Below are 14514 nucleotides of genomic sequence, written 5' to 3'. Positions count from 1 at the left end.
GGTTCGACTCGGGCCATGAGTACCGACCAGCCGCCGCCGGGCCAGCCGCCCGAGGACGATCCGTTCCTCAAGAAGCCCCAGGAACCGACACCGCCGTCGGGTGGTTCACCGTACGGCTCCCCGCCCCCCGGCGGCGGAGGGGGCGGCGCGGGCGGCGGATACCCGCCGCCGCCTCCCCCGTACGGAGGCGGTGACCCGTACGGCGGGAGCGGCGGCTACGGCATGCCCGATCCGCTCGCCGGGATGCCGCCGCTCGCCGACTTCGGCAAGCGGCTCGCCGCGCGCATCATCGACGTACTGATCATCGCGGTCCCGCTGTTCCTCATCCAGCTGGCGTTCGGCACGAAGCGGTACACGGTCGAGACGAGCGACGGCGAGGACTTCAGCGAGGTCTTCACCCGGTCCTACAGCGGCAGTGGCCTGATCATGACGCTGATCGCGATCGTCGCGTACGTCGGTTACGACTGGTGGTTCACCAAGAAGAACGGCCAGACGGTCGGCAAGAAGGCGATGGGCCTGCGCGTCGCGATGCTCAACGACGGCAGCGTCCCGCCGTCCAACGCCTCCCTGGGCCGCGCCGCCACGCTCTGGCTGCCCACGCTGATCTGCTGCTTCTGCCTGTGGCCCATCGCACTGGTCATCTCGATCCTCGTCGACAAGCCCTACAAGCAGGGTCTGCACGACAAGGTGGGCAAAACCGTGGTGGTCCAGTCGCGTTAGAGGCACGTGCGGACAGAACGCGCGGACGCGAAGCGGGGGGGGGGGGGGGGGGCCCCGGGCGCGGGGGGCCCCCCCCCCCGCCCGCACGGCCACCCTCCGGGGTGGCCGCCCACGCCGCTTCGCGCCGACCGTTGCCGCGGGGCGGTGAACGGCGGCTGTTTTCAGCCGTTTTTCCGCAGGCGATTCCGGAGGTGTGGTGAACGCCTCAGTGGTGCACGGGATGTTCGGAGCCGGCCGTCCGCCGGCCGGGCACGCCCGCCCCGGAGGCCTCGGCCGCGGCCGCCCGGCGGCCCCGGCGCTTCGGGACCGGCACGGTGACGGCGACGAGCAGGCCCAGGGCCAGGGCAGCCGCGGAGATGACCGCGACGCCCAGTCCGGTGCTCGTCTTCGAGAGCAGCAGCATGGCGATCGTCGAGACGACGACGGTGGCGGACCCGTACGCGAGCTGTGCGGCAGTCGGACGAGGCATGGCGATATCCGTCCTCAAAGGCGGGAGGGGGAGTCGGCTCAACAGGTCGCGCGTCAAGTGACTCTAGGATCTCCGATGCCCGCGCGGAACCGCCAGTAAGCGTGACCTGACCCACGGTGCCGCAGCACGGGGGGCGCACGGAGTCATCCTTCGCGCCCTGACGGGGATTGGGAAGTCCCGTTCGCCCGGTATGACGGGAGAACGTCCGGATAGCGGAACTCGCCGCCCGCATAGTGCAGTTGTAAGGAACAAGTCAAGGTCTGTCTTTTATTTGTTCTCTCCGGTCAAATGTCGTCACTTGAGACGCGCGCCGCGCGGAACCCCCCGCTCCTATGGAGACGTTCCGACCAACGTTGCGGCCGCGGGAGGGGAACGACATCAAGTGACCAGCAACTCCGTACGCCGCCGCGCGCTGCGTGCCGCCGCCATCGGCGTGACCTTGGCCGCCACCGCGGCCTCGGGCGCCTTCATGACCACGGCCCAGGCCGACCCGGGCCGGTCCGCGCCGCCCGCCGCCGACCGGCAGGACCCGACCGCTCCGTCGAAGGAGCGCGTCAAGCACGACCTCGAAGGCCCGTTCAGCGAGCAGCAGGCGCAGCAGCGCGAGGCCGCCCTGGAGCAGGTCCTGCAGGGCAAGAAGGAGGTCGAGCAGCGGGGTGCCTCGAAGGTCGTCAAGCTCGACGACAAGAAGTACGTCGAGCTCGGCCGTGAGAAGACCGACAAGATCTTCACGATCCTCGTCGAGTTCGGCGACCAGGTCGACACCACGACCATGCACGACCCGGACGGCCCGGAGGGCCCGCAGCCGCCGGTCCAGAAGTACGGCGGCACCCCCGGTCCGCTGCACAACACGATCGCCGAGCCGGACCGCGCCAAGGACAACAGCACCGCCTGGCGCAAGGACTTCAGCCGCGACTACTTCCAGGAGCTGTACTTCGGTACCGGCCAGGGCAAGCACTCGCTGAAGACCTACTACGAGAAGACCTCCTCGGGCCGCTACTCGGTCGAGGGCGAGGTCTCCGACTGGGTGAAGGTCCCGTACAACGAGGGCCGTTACGGTTCGAACTACTGCGGCCAGACCAACTGCTCCAACGTGTGGGACACCGTCAAGGACGGCGTCCTCGCGTGGACGGAGGCCCAGAAGAAGGCCGGCAGGACCGACGCCCAGATCAAGGCGCAGCTGGCCCAGTACGACCAGTGGGACCGCTACGACTTCGACGGCGACGGCAACTTCAACGAGGCCGACGGCTACATCGACCACTTCCAGATCGTCCACGCGGGCGAGGACGAGTCGGCCGGCGGCGGCGTGCAGGGCACCACCGCGCTGTGGGCGCACCGCTGGTACGCCTACGGCACCCAGGCGGGCAAGACCGGCCCCGAGAACAACAAGGCCGGCGGCACCCAGATCGGCGACACCGGCATCTGGGTCGGCGACTACACGATGCAGCCCGAGAACGGCGGCCTCGGCGTCTTCGCGCACGAGTACGGCCACGACCTCGGCCTGCCGGACCTCTACGACACCTCCGGTGGCGGCGAGAACGGCGTCGGCTTCTGGTCCCTGATGTCGGCCGGTTCCTGGCTCGGCACCGGCCAGGACTCCATAGGCGACCTCCCGGGCGACATGACCGCCTGGGACAAGCTCCAGCTGGGCTGGCTGAACTACGACACGGCCAAGGCCGCGACGAAGTCCACCCACAAGCTGGGTGTCGCCGAGTACAACACCAAGGACAAGCAGGCGCTGGTCGTCGAGCTGCCGAAGAAGAAGGTCCAGACGGACGTCGTCGCTCCCGCCGAGGGTTCCTCGCAGTGGTGGAGCAACATGGGTGACGACCTCAAGAACACCCTCACCCGCTCCGTCGACCTGACCGGCAAGTCCTCCGCGGCCCTGTCGCTCAAGGGCTGGTGGGACATCGAGGCCGAGTACGACTACCTCTACACCGAGGCGTCCACCGACGGCGGCGCCACCTGGACGCCGCTCGCCGGCACCGCCGACGGCGCGGCCCTCCCGGTCGACGCCTCCGGCAGCCCGTCGCTGACCGGTGTCTCGGGTGCCTGGAAGTCGCTGAACTTCCCGCTCGACGCCTACGCGGGCAAGAAGATCGACCTCCGCTTCCGCTACCAGACGGACGGCGGCGCGGGCGGCAAGGGCTTCACCGCCGATGCCGTCAACATCACCGCGGACGGCGCCACGCTGTTCACCGACGGCGCCGAGAACGGCGACAACGGCTGGACCGGCAAGGGCTTCTCGCGCATCGGCGCCGGCTTCGCCAAGGAGTACGCGCAGTACTACCTGGCCGAGAACCGCCGCTACGTCTCGTACGACTCCACCCTCAAGGCGGGTCCGTACAACTTCGGCTGGGCCAACACCCGTCCCGACTGGGTCGAGCACTACCCCTACCAGGACGGCCTGCTGATCTGGCAGTGGGACACCTCGCAGAAGGACAACAACACCAGCCAGCACCCCGGCCAGGGTCTGATCCTCCCGGTCGACGCCAACGCGAAGCCCATGAAGTGGGCGGACGGCACGCTGCTGCGCAACAAGATCCAGCCGTACGACGCGACCTTCAGCGCCTACTCGACGGACGCGTTCACCCTGCACAAGAACGGCGAGTCGCTGTTCCTGAAGCCGAAGCCGGCCAACCTGGTCTTCGACGACCGCAAGGGCAAGTACTACTACGACGAGAACCCGACCGGATCGGTGAAGGTCACTGACACCAACACCAAGATCAAGATCCTGAAGGAGACCTACGACGGTGAAGTCATGACCGTCGAGGTCGGCCCCTCCTCGAAGTAACTCGGTAAAGCCGCAGGTCAAAGCATGATCGGCCGTCGCCCTCTAGCGGGCGGCGGCCGATCGCGTTTAGATGCGTGGTGCGAGTTTCTTATTGACGGGGGAGATGACAGACATGCCCGGTGGAGGTTTCGTCAGGTTGCCAGGCGGCAGCGTGGTGGTCGCGCTCACGCTGCCGAGGCCGGCGCTCGACGACGGCGACAGCGGCAACGTCCGCGTGCTGGTGCACGCCGCGAACCGGGCCCGCGCCCTGACCAGGCTGCGGAACCTCGGCATGCGGGCCGTGTACCTGCGGGGCAACGCCCAGCCCCCGACACCGGACGAGGTCACCGCCGTCCTGCACCACCCGGACGGCCTCCTGTGGCGCTGCGCACCGGACCGCGCGCAGGAACTGTGGCACCCGATCAGGGCCCTGCTCGGCACCTAGGCCCTTTTCGGATCCTGCCGGCCCGCCGTGCTCCCGGGGCCCTCCGGGCGCGTCCCGGCGCCGCCTAGGCGGCCCGGTCGCCCACCAGGGCCACGCCCGCCGCCCGCAGCTCGTCCAGGGCGCGGGCGGTGGTGTGCGGGGCGACGGCGGCCGTCAGGTCGAGCAGGACGCGGGTGGCGAAGCCGGCCCGGGCGGCGTCCAGGGCCGTGGCCCGGACGCAGTGGTCGGTGGCGATCCCGACCACGTCCACCTCGGTGACGTGCCGGTCGCGCAGCCACTGGGTCAGGGTCGCCCCGTTCTCGTCGGCCCCCTCGAAGCCGCTGTAGGCGGCCTCGTACGCGCCCTTGTCGAAGACGGCGGCGACGGCCCCCGAGGCGACGGCGGGGGCGAAGTTCGGGTGGAAGCCAACGCCCTCCGTCCCGGCGACGCAGTGGACCGGCCAGGAGGTCTCGTAGTCCGGCTCGGCCGGGGGCCGGGCGAAGTGCGGGCCGGGATCGATGTGGTGGTCCCGGGTGGCGACGACGTGCCGGTAGCCCGCCGTGGCCTGGCCGATCAGCTCGGTGATGGCGGCGGCGACGTCGGCCCCGCCGGTGACCGCGAGGCTGCCGCCCTCGCAGAAGTCGTTCTGGACGTCGACGACGATCAGTGCGCGGTGCATGACGTGTCCTTCGGCTCGATGTATCCGTGCGGCGGCGGGGCCCCGCGGGGGCTCTTCCCCCACCCCGCCCCTTCCCGAAACTGGGCTCCGCCCCGATCCCCGCAACGGCGCCGCGGGGGCTACGCGTACTCCGTCGGGATCACGGCCTCGCCGCGGGAGAGCTGCATCGCCGACAGGGGCAGCCCCGCGCGCGCCGCACGGTGGCGGTCGCGGGCGGCCTCCAGCGGCTCGCGGGCGACGACCTCGCCCGCCTTGACCAGCTGGGCGAGGAGCTGCCGGTCCGCCAGCGCCGCCGGCACCGGGCCGGTGCCGATGACCTCCGCCTCGGCGACGCCGTCCGCGTCGACCCGGCGGGCGGCCCACTTGCGGCCGCCGATGGAGGTCTTGCCGCCGGTGGACTTCTTCGCCACCGGCGCCAGCGCCGCCTTCGGGTCCGCCGAGGTCGCGCGGGCCACCAGCTTGTAGACCATCGAGCACGTCGGGTGCCCGCTGCCGGTCACCAGCTGGGTGCCCACCCCGTACGCGTCCACGGGTGCGGCGGCCAGCGAGGCGATGGCGTACTCGTCGAGGTCCGAGGTGACCACGATCCGCGTCGACGTCGCGCCGAGCTCGTCCAGCTGCTGCCGCACCCGGTGGGCGACCAGCAGCAGGTCGCCGGAGTCGATCCGGACCGCCCCCAGGCCGGTCCCGGCGACCTCCACGGCCGTGCGTACCGCCTCGGCGACGTCGTACGTGTCCACCAGCAGGGTCGTCCCGCTGCCCAGCGAGGCCACCTGGGCGGTGAAGGCGTCCCGCTCGTCGTCGTGGACCAGGGTGAAGGCGTGGGCGCTGGTGCCGACCGTCGGGATGCCGTACCGGAAGCCGGCGGCCAGGTCCGAGGTGGAGGTGAAGCCGCCGACGTACGCGGCGCGCGCGGAGGCCACCGCCGCCAGCTCGTGGGTGCGGCGTGCGCCCATCTCGATCAGCGGCCGGTCGCCGGCCGCCGAGGACATCCGGGAAGCGGCCGCGGCGATCGCCGAGTCGTGGTTGAGGATGGAGAGGATCACGGTCTCCAGCAGCACGCATTCGGCGAAGCTGCCCTCGACCCGCAGGATGGGCGAGCCGGGGAAGTAGACTTCCCCCTCCGGGTAGCCCCAGATGTCGCCGGAGAAGCGGTACGAGGCCAGCCAGTCCAGGGTGCGCATGTCGACGACGGCCCGCTCGCGCAGGAACTCCAGCACCGCGCCGTCGAAGCGGAAGTTCTCCACCGCGTCGAGCACCCGGCCGGTGCCGGCCACCACGCCGTAGCGGCGCCCTTCGGGCAGCCGCCGGGTGAACACCTCGAAGACCGAGCGGCGGTCGGCGGTGCCGTTCGCCAGGGCGGCCTGCAGCATCGTGAGCTCGTAGTGGTCAGTGAAGAGCGCTGTCGACGGCACGTCCACCGGCAGGCCCAGGTCCGCAGGGTTCATGTCACGGATGCTAGCGCACATTTCGTCAGAGTGACGAGATGTAGGGCCCGTTTGTGCGACCGGCCCGTCGCAGTGGCAGCATGGGACAAGTGAGTGTTGCTCCCATTGAGATCGAACGCACCGAATCGGCCGAAGAGACCTTCGCGGTCCCCGAACCCGACGTCCCCTGGGTGACCCTGGTGCACAACGACCCGGTCAACCTCATGAGCTACGTGGCGTACGTGTTCCAGGCGTACTTCGGCTACCCCAAGGACAAGGCGCACCGGCTGATGCTCGACGTCCACCACAAGGGGCGGGCGGTCGTGTCCAGCGGCACCCGCGAGGAGATGGAGCGCGACGTGCAGGCCATGCACGGCTACGGCCTGTGGGCGACGCTCACCCAGGACCGCAACTGATGGGCGGCACGTTCCAGGCGCTGAAGGGCGGCGGGGCCGCCATCGCGCTCGACGAGATCGAGATCTCCATCCTCCGCTCCCTGGCGGTCCAGCTGCTGGAGCTGATCGGCCCCGGCGCCCCGGAGCCGGCCGAGGACGCCGACCCGCTGGCCGCACTGTTCGCCGAGGGCCCCTCCGAGCCCCCGGCCGACCCGGCCCTGGCCCGGCTCTTCCCCGACGCCTACGGGGCCCCGGACGGCGCCGCCGAGCAGGGAGTGGACCCGGCGGAGCTGACGGCCCGCTCGGCGGAGTTCCGCCGCTTCACCGAGAACGACCTGCGCGCCCGCAAGCGCGAGGACGCGCTGGCCGTCGTACGGAGTCTGGACGGGCTCACCCCCGCCGGTGACGGTGCTGCGGTGCTGGAGCTGACCGGGGAACAGCCGCTGCGCTGGCTCGGCGCCCTCAACGACCTGCGGCTGACCATCGCGGCCCGGCTCGACATCACCGAGGACGACGAGAGCGCGGTGCTGTTCCGGCTGCCGGACGAGGACCCGCGCAAGCCGATGGTGATGGCGTACCTGTGGCTCGGCGGTCTCCAGGAGACCCTCATCGAAACCCTTTGAGGACCCTCCGAGGCGTACATCGTTCGCTCAGCGGACGCTCAAATCCGGATAACGATCAGATCACCGCCATGCGGTGATCTGATGCGTTCCGGGGCTTATGTCCCCCATTTCCGGTGCTCCACGTCACATTCGCCTCCCTCACCGGCCCGTAAGCACGTGATAAATCTTCACGACCGCCGACGGGACGCCACCCATGTCTCCCGGCCCGCTTTGACCGGCTGACCGCCGGCGTGCAACTCCATCCGTATCCGGGGGGATCGAGGACCCGATCCGCAGCCAGTGAAGGCGCGGGTCGGCGTGGAGAAAGGCGCACCAGACATGACCTCAGTGCAGGTCGAGCAGCACGGCAAGACGCCCGGCGAGGGCACCCCGGGCGAGAGCGGCGAGGGTTACCACCGCACGCTCGGCGCCCGCCAGATCCAGATGATCGCCATCGGCGGAGCCATCGGCACCGGCCTCTTCCTGGGCGCGGGCAAGGCGATCTCGAAGGCCGGCCCGAGCCTCATCCTGGCCTACGCCATCGCGGGCCTGGTCATCTTCTTCATCATGCGGGCCCTGGGCGAGCTGCTCATGTACCGCCCCGTCTCCGGTTCCTTCTCGGACTACGCCCGCGAGTTCCTGGGCCCCTTCTGGGGGTACGTGACCGGCTGGACGTACTGGCTGTTCTGGGTGGTCACCGGCATCACCGAGGTCACCGCGGCCGCGCAGTACATGGCGTACTGGACCCATGACAGCTTCCCGCAATGGGCGTACGCGCTGATCTTCACGGTCATCCTCTACGGCGCCAACCTGATCTCCGTGAAGCTCTTCGGTGAGCTGGAGTTCTGGTTCTCCATGGTCAAGGTCACCGCCATCGTCGGCATGATCCTGATCTGCGCCGGCATCCTCACCATCGGCTTCTCCGACGCGGGCGACACCGCCACGGTCAGCAACCTGTGGAACGACGGCGGCTTCTTCCCCCAGGGCATCGGCGGCACGCTGATGACCCTGCAGATCGTCATGTTCGCCTTCCTCGCGGTCGAGCTGGTCGGCGTCACCGCAGGCGAGTCCAAGGACCCCGAGAAGACGCTGCCCAAGGCCATCAACACCGTGCCGTGGCGCATCGCCGTCTTCTACGTCGGCGCGCTGATCATGATCCTGTCGGTCGTCCCGTGGACCCACTTCCAGCCGGGCGTCTCGCCCTTCGTGGCCGCCTTCGAGCGCATGGGCCTCGGCGTCGGCGCGGCCATCGTCAACTTCGTCGTGCTGACCGCCGCCCTGTCCTCCTGCAACTCGGGCATGTACTCCACCGGCCGCATGCTGCGCGACCTCGCTCTCAACGGCCAGGGCCCGAAGATCTTCACCCGGCTGACCCGGAGCGGCACCCCGCTGATCGGCACCACCTTCTCCGCCTCGCTGATGCTGGTCGGCGTCTGGATCAACTACGTCGCCCCGGGCAAGGCCTTCGACTACGTCGTCTCCTTCGCCACCATCTCCGGCATGTGGGCCTGGGTCATGATCCTGGTCTGCCAGCTCCGCTACCGCGCCAAGGCCGACCGCGGCGAGCTCCCGCAGTCCTCCTTCCGGGCCCCCGGCGCCCCGTGGACCAGCTGGTTCGCCCTGCTCTTCATCGGCATGGTCATCGTGATGATGGGCGCCGACAAGGACGCCCGCGTCTCGCTCTACTGCGCCCCGCTGTGGGGTCTGCTCCTCGGCCTGGCCTACCTGTTCTCCAAGCGCCGCGGCCAGGGCGGCGACTCCTCCGTGAAGGTCTCGCTGAGCGTGGACGTCTGACGCCACGGACCTCCTGTCCAGCATCCGGACCCCCGCGTACCACTCCTCGGTACGCGGGGGTCCGTCTGTCTATCCTGTCGCTCATGCTGACCCTCACCCAGGCCCTCTACGACCAGATCGTCGCGCACGCCCGCCAGGACCACCCCGACGAGGCGTGCGGAGTCGTGGCCGGGCCGGCGGGCACCGACCGCCCCGAGCGCTTCATCCCGATGCTCAACGCCGCCCGCTCGCCCACGTTCTACGAGTTCGACTCGAAGGACCTGCTGAAGCTCTACCGCGAGCTGGACGACCGGGACGAGGAGCCGGTGATCGTCTACCACTCCCACACCGCGACCGAGGCCTACCCCTCGCGCACCGACGTCACCTACGCGAACGAGCCCGGCGCCCACTACGTGCTCGTCTCCACGGCGGACGAGGACGGCCTCGGGGAGTTCCAGTTCCGCTCGTACCGGATCGTCGAAGGCGTGATCACGGAAGAGGAAGTGCAGGTCGTCGAGGCCTACTGACCACTATGTGAGCCGCATGCGTCCACGATGCGGAATCACACTCCAAACGGGGGACCGGGAATCGTTAACATGACCGCATGGTTCCCCACGACGTGAGCATCGAGACGCCCGGCAGGCTGCTGCTCGTGGCGCGGCTGCACGTCGACCTGTGCCGCCTCGCCAGCGCCATCTGTCCCGCTGCCTGAGCCCACAGCGCACCACAGCCCCTCTCGCGCGGGGGCGCACAAGAACCGCGCGGTTCACGTTCTCACGCCCCTTCACGACACTGGAGCCAGCCATGGCCATCGAGGTCCGCATCCCCACCATCCTCCGCACCTACACCGACGGCGAGAAGGCCGTGACGGGCGAGGGCGCCACCCTGGACGACCTCTTCTCGGACCTGGAGACCCGCCACAAGGGCATCCGCGAGCGCATCGTCGACGAGTCCAAGGGCGGCGAGCTGCGCCGCTTCGTCAACGTCTACCTCAACGACGAGGACGTCCGCTTCCTCAGCGGCATCTCCACCGGGCTCAAGGACGGCGACAGCGTCACCATCCTCCCGGCCGTAGCCGGCGGATCGAAGTAATGCGCTACGACTCCCCCCTGGCCGCGGTCGGCAACACCCCGCTGGTCCGGCTGCCGCGGCTGTCGCCCTCGGACGACGTGCGCATCTGGGCCAAGCTGGAGGACCGCAACCCCACCGGCTCGATCAAGGACCGCCCCGCGCTCCACATGGTCGAGCAGGCGGAGAAGGACGGCCGGCTGTACCCGGGCTGCACGATCCTGGAGCCCACCTCGGGCAACACCGGCATCTCGCTGGCGATGGCGGCCAAGCTCAAGGGCTACCGCATCGTGTGCGTCATGCCGGAGAACACCAGCCAGGAGCGGCGTGACCTGCTGGCCATGTGGGGAGCCGAGATCATCCCGTCGCCGGCGGCCGGCGGCTCGAACACCGCGGTCCGGGTGGCCAAGGAACTGGCGGCGGAGCACCCGGACTGGGTGATGCTCTACCAGTACGGGAACCCGGACAACGCGGGCGCCCACTACGCCACGACGGGCCCGGAGATCCTCGCGGACCTCCCCTCGATCACCCACTTCGTGGCGGGCCTGGGCACGACCGGCACCCTGATGGGCGTCGGCCGCTACCTCCGCGAACACGTCGAAGGCATCAAGATCGTCGCGGCCGAGCCGCGCTACGACGACCTGGTCTACGGCCTGCGCAACCTGGACGAGGGCTTCGTCCCCGAGCTGTACGACGCCTCCGTCCTCACGACGCGCTTCTCCGTGGGCTCGGCGGACGCGGTCACCCGCACCCGGGAGCTCCTCCAGCTGGAGGGGATCTTCGCGGGCGTCTCCACCGGGGCCGCCCTGCACGCGGCGATCGGCGTCGGCCGCAAGGCGGTGGCCGCGGGTGAGTCGGCGGACATCGTCTTCGTCGTCGCCGACGGGGGCTGGAAGTACCTGTCCACCGGCGTCTACACGGCGGCGACGACCGAAGAAGCCATCGAGGTCCTCCAGGGCCAGCTCTGGGCGTAGCCCCTCGGGGGCGTGGGTGCCCCGGGCCGGGCCGATCCGCGCCCGTCATCCGCCCCCGGCCCTCCGCGCCTCAAACGCCGGCGGGGCTGGGGACGTGCCGTGCTCGTCGTCCGCCCGCGGCCCGGCTGCCGGGGGCCGGCCCCCGGACCCCCGCGCCTCAAACGCCGGCGGGGCTGATGGTCGGGCTCTGCCCGGAGCCGGGCCTCAAACGCCGGCGGGGCTGATGGTCCGGCTCTGCCCGGAGTCGGGCCGCAGAGGCCGGCAGGGCTGATGGTCGGGCTCTGCCCGGAGGGCGCGGCAAGAGGTCGGCGTCGGGCTGCGGGTGCGGGCAGCGCCCGGGCTGGGTTGCCCCGAGGGCACATCCAGCCCCGCCGGCGATTGAGGCGCGGGCGCGGAGCGCCGTACGGGGTCCGGGGCGGAGCCCCGGGTACGGTGCGGCGCGTCGCGCGCGGCGGTGGCTCCGTCAGGCGGACGCCGTAAGCCCGGCCCGATCGGCAAGCCCCCCATCGCCGGGTCGGTCCCGGAGGAGCTCCGCCAGGAGCGCCGCGTGGCTGGCACCCGTACCCCGTCCTCCGCCGGCTCCGGCGCCTCGTACACCCGCCGCACCCGCCCACCCGCGTCACAGGGCACCACCTCCGAGCCCCTTGACCTCGTCCCACACCGCCGGATCCAGCGTGCCCAGCCGCGTCCCGAAGTCCCACAGCGACACCTCCGCCGGCCGGTCCGCCTCCAGGAACCCCGCCCGGCCCTGCGCCCCCACCGTCCCCGGCGGCAGCGGGATCACCCCGGCCCGCCGGTCGTCGTACTTCCCGGTGATCCACGCGACCCGCGCCCGGTGGGCCCGTACCGGCCCCACCGCCAGTACCAGACACGTCCGCCCGTCCACCAGGCACCACAGCTCGCCCGGCCGCGGCCGGGGCGCGGGACCGCTCCCGTGCGCTGCCGGAGGACGCCGGGGGAGCCCCAGCCGCCGCCCCGCGAACAGCATCACCAGGGCCACGACCACGACCGCGGCCACGGCGGGCCACCAGGACGTGTCCATGCTTCGACCGTAGCCGCGCGGGAACGCCCCGGCACGGCAACGCCTGTACCCACCGTCGCTCCCCCGGGTGACAGCACAGGTGATTCCCCCCACAACGGCCCGCCGCGGAGGAGCGACCAGACGTTTCGCGCCTTACGCTCGACCCACGCACGGCCCGCATTCCGTCCACGGACCGTCCACGGAGGTTCACGCTCCATGAAGCTCACCGTCGTCGGCTGCTCGGGCTCGTTCCCGTCCGCGGAATCGGCCTGTTCGAGCTACCTCGTCGAGGCCGACGGCTTCCGGCTGCTCCTCGACATGGGCAACGGCGCCCTCGGCGATCTCCAGCGCCACTGCGGCCTCTACGACCTCGACGCGATCTTCCTGAGCCATCTGCACGCCGACCACTGCATCGACATGTGCGGCTACTTCGTCGCCCGCTACTACCGGCACGAGGGCGGACGCTGCGGCACCATCCCCGTCTACGGCCCCGAAGGCACCGAGAAGCGCCTGACCGCCGCGTACGAGGACGTCCCCGACGAGCGCTCGATGAGCGAGGTCTTCGACTTCCGCACGCTGAAGTCCGGCAGCTTCCAGATCGGCCCCTTCCAGGTCCGCACCGAGCGGGTCTCCCACCCGGTCGAGTCCTACGGCATCCGCGTCGAGCACGCCGGCCGCTCCCTCACGTACTCCGGCGACACCGGCGTCTGCCCCGAGCTGGGCCTGCTCGCCGAGGGCACCGACCTCTTCCTCTGCGAGGCCTCCTTCACGCACGGCAAGGAGGACATCCCGAACCTCCACCTCAACGGCCGCGAGGCCGGCGAGTACGCCCGCGGCGGCAAGGTCGGCCGCCTCGTCCTCACCCACATCCCGCCGTGGACGGACGCCGCACAGAACCTCGCCGACGCCCGCGCCGTCTACGACGGCCCGGTCGACCTCGCGCACTCCGGCGCCGTCTACGAGGTCTGACCCTCCTCGAGCCGCATCCTCGTCGTCCCGCGGACCGGGGGCGCGCACCGTGCACCGTTGCCGTCGTCACGGCCGGCGCCCGCCGGTGGCCCATGATGCGCTCGCCGGCCGGACCGCCCTGTACCGCAGCGCCGTCCACCGCGCCGCGGGCACCACGCCCCCCATGCGCCGGCTGCTGCTGGAGCCGGACGGAAGGCTTCGCCCGGGCCGCTGCGGCCGCCCTCGCCGCTTCCTGGGCGGTCACGCTGCGGGGCGGGTCCGGCGACCGCCGAGGGCCATCCGGTTCCAGGTGTGCCGCCGCCCCCGGATCGCCACCGAGTACGCGTACATCACCTCCGGGTCGCACATCCCCGGCACGTAGGAGTCCCCGAAGTGGTGCGCGTCGAAGCCCGCCTCCTTGGCGTTCAGCGCGAGCTGCGGCACCACGTTCGCGTGGCTGCCCTCCTGACTGGTCCCGATGGCGCCCATCACGATCGCGCCCGCGTCCTGCACCGCCGCCACCGCCTCGGCGGCCAGCTCCCGCGTCACCCCGGGCAGCGTCCCGGGCAGCGGCATCACGACCCCGTCCGCGCCCGCATCGGCCAGCGCGGTCAGCCGCGCCGTGGTGACCCGCTCCGGGTGCCCGGCGTGGTGCATCTTCCCCGACCACAGCGCCGCGTCCTCGCCGAGCCCCCGGCGCAGCTCCTCTGTGACCCGCGCCATGGCCCCGTACGAGCCGCCCGTGCCCGGGTTCGCGGTGATGCACAGCATCGCCGCACCCATGCCGATCAGCCGTTTGACGTACTCGGGCTTCGCCCGGCGGATCTCCGGTACGTCACCGGGCTCCAGGTTCACGCCGACCGGGCGCCCGATCACCTGGGCCAGCTCCGTGAAGGAGGCGAACTCGCCCAGTCCGGGCAGCCGCAGCCGCTCGCCGTCCCAGGCCCGTTCGATGAGGTTCAGTACGACGACGTCCGCGCCGAACGCGGCCACCAGCTCGGCGTTGTGCACACCGCGGCCGTCGGGGTGCGGGGACAGGGCGGCACGCTCGGCGAACACCTCGGCGACCACCGTCCGCCCCTCCGCGGCGGCGACGGTCCGGGTCAGGGCCCGGCCGCGCAGGGCGGCGAGCCGGTCACGGTCGAGATCGAGGATGCGCTGTTCGGTCATGCCTCCACGCTAGGGAACCCGTGAACGCCGAAGTCCCCGCCTTTCGTAAGGAAAGGCGGGGACTTCGGTCC

16 protein-coding genes are annotated in these 14514 nt (G+C 71.0%); 11 read left to right on the top strand and 5 right to left on the bottom strand.

Annotation, left to right across the window (positions count from 1 at the left end; genetic code table 11):
- Positions 1-15: 15 nt before the first annotated feature.
- Positions 16-720 (top strand): RDD family protein, encoded by a 705-nt coding sequence (locus tag ACFWUZ_RS13810; RefSeq protein ID WP_384371640.1) that lies wholly within the window; start codon positions 16-18, stop codon positions 718-720.
- A gap of 205 nt (positions 721-925) precedes the next feature.
- Here the strand turns inward: ACFWUZ_RS13810 and ACFWUZ_RS13805 are convergent, their stop codons facing one another.
- A complete protein-coding gene (locus ACFWUZ_RS13805) occupies positions 926-1189 on the bottom strand; it encodes a hypothetical protein (protein ID WP_384371638.1) in 264 nt (87 codons plus the stop codon).
- A 439-nt stretch (positions 1190-1628) separates the two neighbouring features.
- Between ACFWUZ_RS13805 and ACFWUZ_RS13800 the strand changes: the two genes are divergently transcribed.
- Both ACFWUZ_RS13800 and ACFWUZ_RS13795 read left to right on the top strand, forming a co-directional pair.
- The gene (locus ACFWUZ_RS13800) at positions 1629-3983 is read left to right on the top strand and encodes an immune inhibitor A domain-containing protein (RefSeq protein ID WP_384371785.1); all 2355 of its coding nucleotides are present in this window, start codon (positions 1629-1631) and stop codon (positions 3981-3983) included.
- A 112-nt stretch (positions 3984-4095) separates the two neighbouring features.
- On the top strand, positions 4096-4407 hold the full coding sequence (locus ACFWUZ_RS13795) for a hypothetical protein (RefSeq protein WP_384371636.1): 312 nt from the start codon (positions 4096-4098) through the stop codon (positions 4405-4407).
- Positions 4408-4471: 64 nt separating this feature from the next.
- Here the strand turns inward: ACFWUZ_RS13795 and ACFWUZ_RS13790 are convergent, their stop codons facing one another.
- Complete coding sequence (locus ACFWUZ_RS13790) at positions 4472-5065, bottom strand: isochorismatase family protein (protein ID WP_384371634.1); 594 nt, start codon at positions 5063-5065, stop codon at positions 4472-4474.
- A 119-nt stretch (positions 5066-5184) separates the two neighbouring features.
- Entirely contained in the window at positions 5185-6513 is a 1329-nt protein-coding gene (locus ACFWUZ_RS13785; RefSeq protein ID WP_384371632.1) for a nicotinate phosphoribosyltransferase, read from the bottom strand.
- An 80-nt stretch (positions 6514-6593) separates the two neighbouring features.
- Here ACFWUZ_RS13785 and clpS point away from each other — a divergent pair, with 80 nt between their 5' ends.
- The 7 genes from clpS (at position 6594) to ACFWUZ_RS13750 (ending at position 11304) form a co-directional block, all read left to right on the top strand.
- Entirely contained in the window at positions 6594-6908 is a 315-nt protein-coding gene (clpS, locus tag ACFWUZ_RS13780) for an ATP-dependent Clp protease adapter ClpS (RefSeq protein ID WP_384371630.1), read from the top strand.
- A complete protein-coding gene (locus ACFWUZ_RS13775) occupies positions 6908-7510 on the top strand; it encodes a DUF2017 domain-containing protein (protein ID WP_384371628.1) in 603 nt (200 codons plus the stop codon). Before clpS ends, ACFWUZ_RS13775 begins: the two co-directional genes overlap by 1 nt.
- Positions 7511-7828: 318 nt before the next feature.
- Positions 7829-9283, top strand: a complete 1455-nt coding sequence (locus ACFWUZ_RS13770) for an amino acid permease (protein ID WP_384371627.1) — start codon at positions 7829-7831, stop codon at positions 9281-9283.
- Between the two features lie 83 nt (positions 9284-9366).
- Complete coding sequence (locus ACFWUZ_RS13765) at positions 9367-9789, top strand: Mov34/MPN/PAD-1 family protein (RefSeq protein WP_384371625.1); 423 nt, start codon at positions 9367-9369, stop codon at positions 9787-9789.
- A 77-nt stretch (positions 9790-9866) separates the two neighbouring features.
- The gene (locus ACFWUZ_RS13760) at positions 9867-9974 is read left to right on the top strand and encodes a putative leader peptide (protein WP_310941867.1); all 108 of its coding nucleotides are present in this window, start codon (positions 9867-9869) and stop codon (positions 9972-9974) included.
- Positions 9975-10066: 92 nt separating this feature from the next.
- The gene (locus tag ACFWUZ_RS13755; RefSeq protein WP_384371623.1) at positions 10067-10354 is read left to right on the top strand and encodes a MoaD/ThiS family protein; all 288 of its coding nucleotides are present in this window, start codon (positions 10067-10069) and stop codon (positions 10352-10354) included.
- A complete protein-coding gene (locus ACFWUZ_RS13750; protein ID WP_384371621.1) occupies positions 10354-11304 on the top strand; it encodes a PLP-dependent cysteine synthase family protein in 951 nt (316 codons plus the stop codon). Before ACFWUZ_RS13755 ends, ACFWUZ_RS13750 begins: the two co-directional genes overlap by 1 nt.
- A 619-nt stretch (positions 11305-11923) precedes the next feature.
- Here the strand turns inward: ACFWUZ_RS13750 and ACFWUZ_RS13745 are convergent.
- Positions 11924-12346 (bottom strand): hypothetical protein, encoded by a 423-nt coding sequence (locus tag ACFWUZ_RS13745; protein WP_384371619.1) that lies wholly within the window; start codon positions 12344-12346, stop codon positions 11924-11926.
- A gap of 195 nt (positions 12347-12541) precedes the next feature.
- Here ACFWUZ_RS13745 and ACFWUZ_RS13740 point away from each other — a divergent pair, with 195 nt between their 5' ends.
- On the top strand, positions 12542-13294 hold the full coding sequence (locus ACFWUZ_RS13740; protein ID WP_384371617.1) for an MBL fold metallo-hydrolase: 753 nt from the start codon (positions 12542-12544) through the stop codon (positions 13292-13294).
- A gap of 240 nt (positions 13295-13534) precedes the next feature.
- Here the strand turns inward: ACFWUZ_RS13740 and ACFWUZ_RS13735 are convergent, their stop codons facing one another.
- Complete coding sequence (locus ACFWUZ_RS13735; RefSeq protein WP_384371615.1) at positions 13535-14443, bottom strand: hypothetical protein; 909 nt, start codon at positions 14441-14443, stop codon at positions 13535-13537.
- Positions 14444-14514 lie beyond the last annotated feature (71 nt).

This window comes from Streptomyces sp. NPDC058646 (assembly GCF_042716875.1).
In the GTDB taxonomy this organism is placed as follows: Bacteria; Actinomycetota; Actinomycetes; order Streptomycetales; family Streptomycetaceae; genus Streptomyces.
Note: the sequence above shows the minus strand (reverse complement) of the source record. Positions and strands in the feature narration are given on the sequence as shown.

Bases quoted from the DNA above. Each gene is read 5' to 3' on its own strand.
- ACFWUZ_RS13810 (WP_384371640.1), top strand. From the start codon at position 16: ATGAGTACCGACCAGCCGCCGCCGGGCCAGCCGCCCGAGGACGATCCG.
- ACFWUZ_RS13805 (WP_384371638.1), bottom strand. From the start codon at position 1,189: ATGCCTCGTCCGACTGCCGCACAGCTCGCGTACGGGTCCGCCACCGTC.
- ACFWUZ_RS13795 (WP_384371636.1), top strand. From the start codon at position 4,096: ATGCCCGGTGGAGGTTTCGTCAGGTTGCCAGGCGGCAGCGTGGTGGTC.
- ACFWUZ_RS13790 (WP_384371634.1), bottom strand. From the start codon at position 5,065: ATGCACCGCGCACTGATCGTCGTCGACGTCCAGAACGACTTCTGCGAG.
- ACFWUZ_RS13785 (WP_384371632.1), bottom strand. From the start codon at position 6,513: ATGAACCCTGCGGACCTGGGCCTGCCGGTGGACGTGCCGTCGACAGCG.
- clpS (WP_384371630.1), top strand. From the start codon at position 6,594: ATGGGACAAGTGAGTGTTGCTCCCATTGAGATCGAACGCACCGAATCG.
- ACFWUZ_RS13775 (WP_384371628.1), top strand. From the start codon at position 6,908: ATGGGCGGCACGTTCCAGGCGCTGAAGGGCGGCGGGGCCGCCATCGCG.
- ACFWUZ_RS13770 (WP_384371627.1), top strand. From the start codon at position 7,829: ATGACCTCAGTGCAGGTCGAGCAGCACGGCAAGACGCCCGGCGAGGGC.
- ACFWUZ_RS13765 (WP_384371625.1), top strand. From the start codon at position 9,367: ATGCTGACCCTCACCCAGGCCCTCTACGACCAGATCGTCGCGCACGCC.
- ACFWUZ_RS13760 (WP_310941867.1), top strand. From the start codon at position 9,867: ATGGTTCCCCACGACGTGAGCATCGAGACGCCCGGCAGGCTGCTGCTC.
- ACFWUZ_RS13755 (WP_384371623.1), top strand. From the start codon at position 10,067: ATGGCCATCGAGGTCCGCATCCCCACCATCCTCCGCACCTACACCGAC.
- ACFWUZ_RS13750 (WP_384371621.1), top strand. From the start codon at position 10,354: ATGCGCTACGACTCCCCCCTGGCCGCGGTCGGCAACACCCCGCTGGTC.
- ACFWUZ_RS13745 (WP_384371619.1), bottom strand. From the start codon at position 12,346: ATGGACACGTCCTGGTGGCCCGCCGTGGCCGCGGTCGTGGTCGTGGCC.
- ACFWUZ_RS13740 (WP_384371617.1), top strand. From the start codon at position 12,542: ATGAAGCTCACCGTCGTCGGCTGCTCGGGCTCGTTCCCGTCCGCGGAA.
- ACFWUZ_RS13735 (WP_384371615.1), bottom strand. From the start codon at position 14,443: ATGACCGAACAGCGCATCCTCGATCTCGACCGTGACCGGCTCGCCGCC.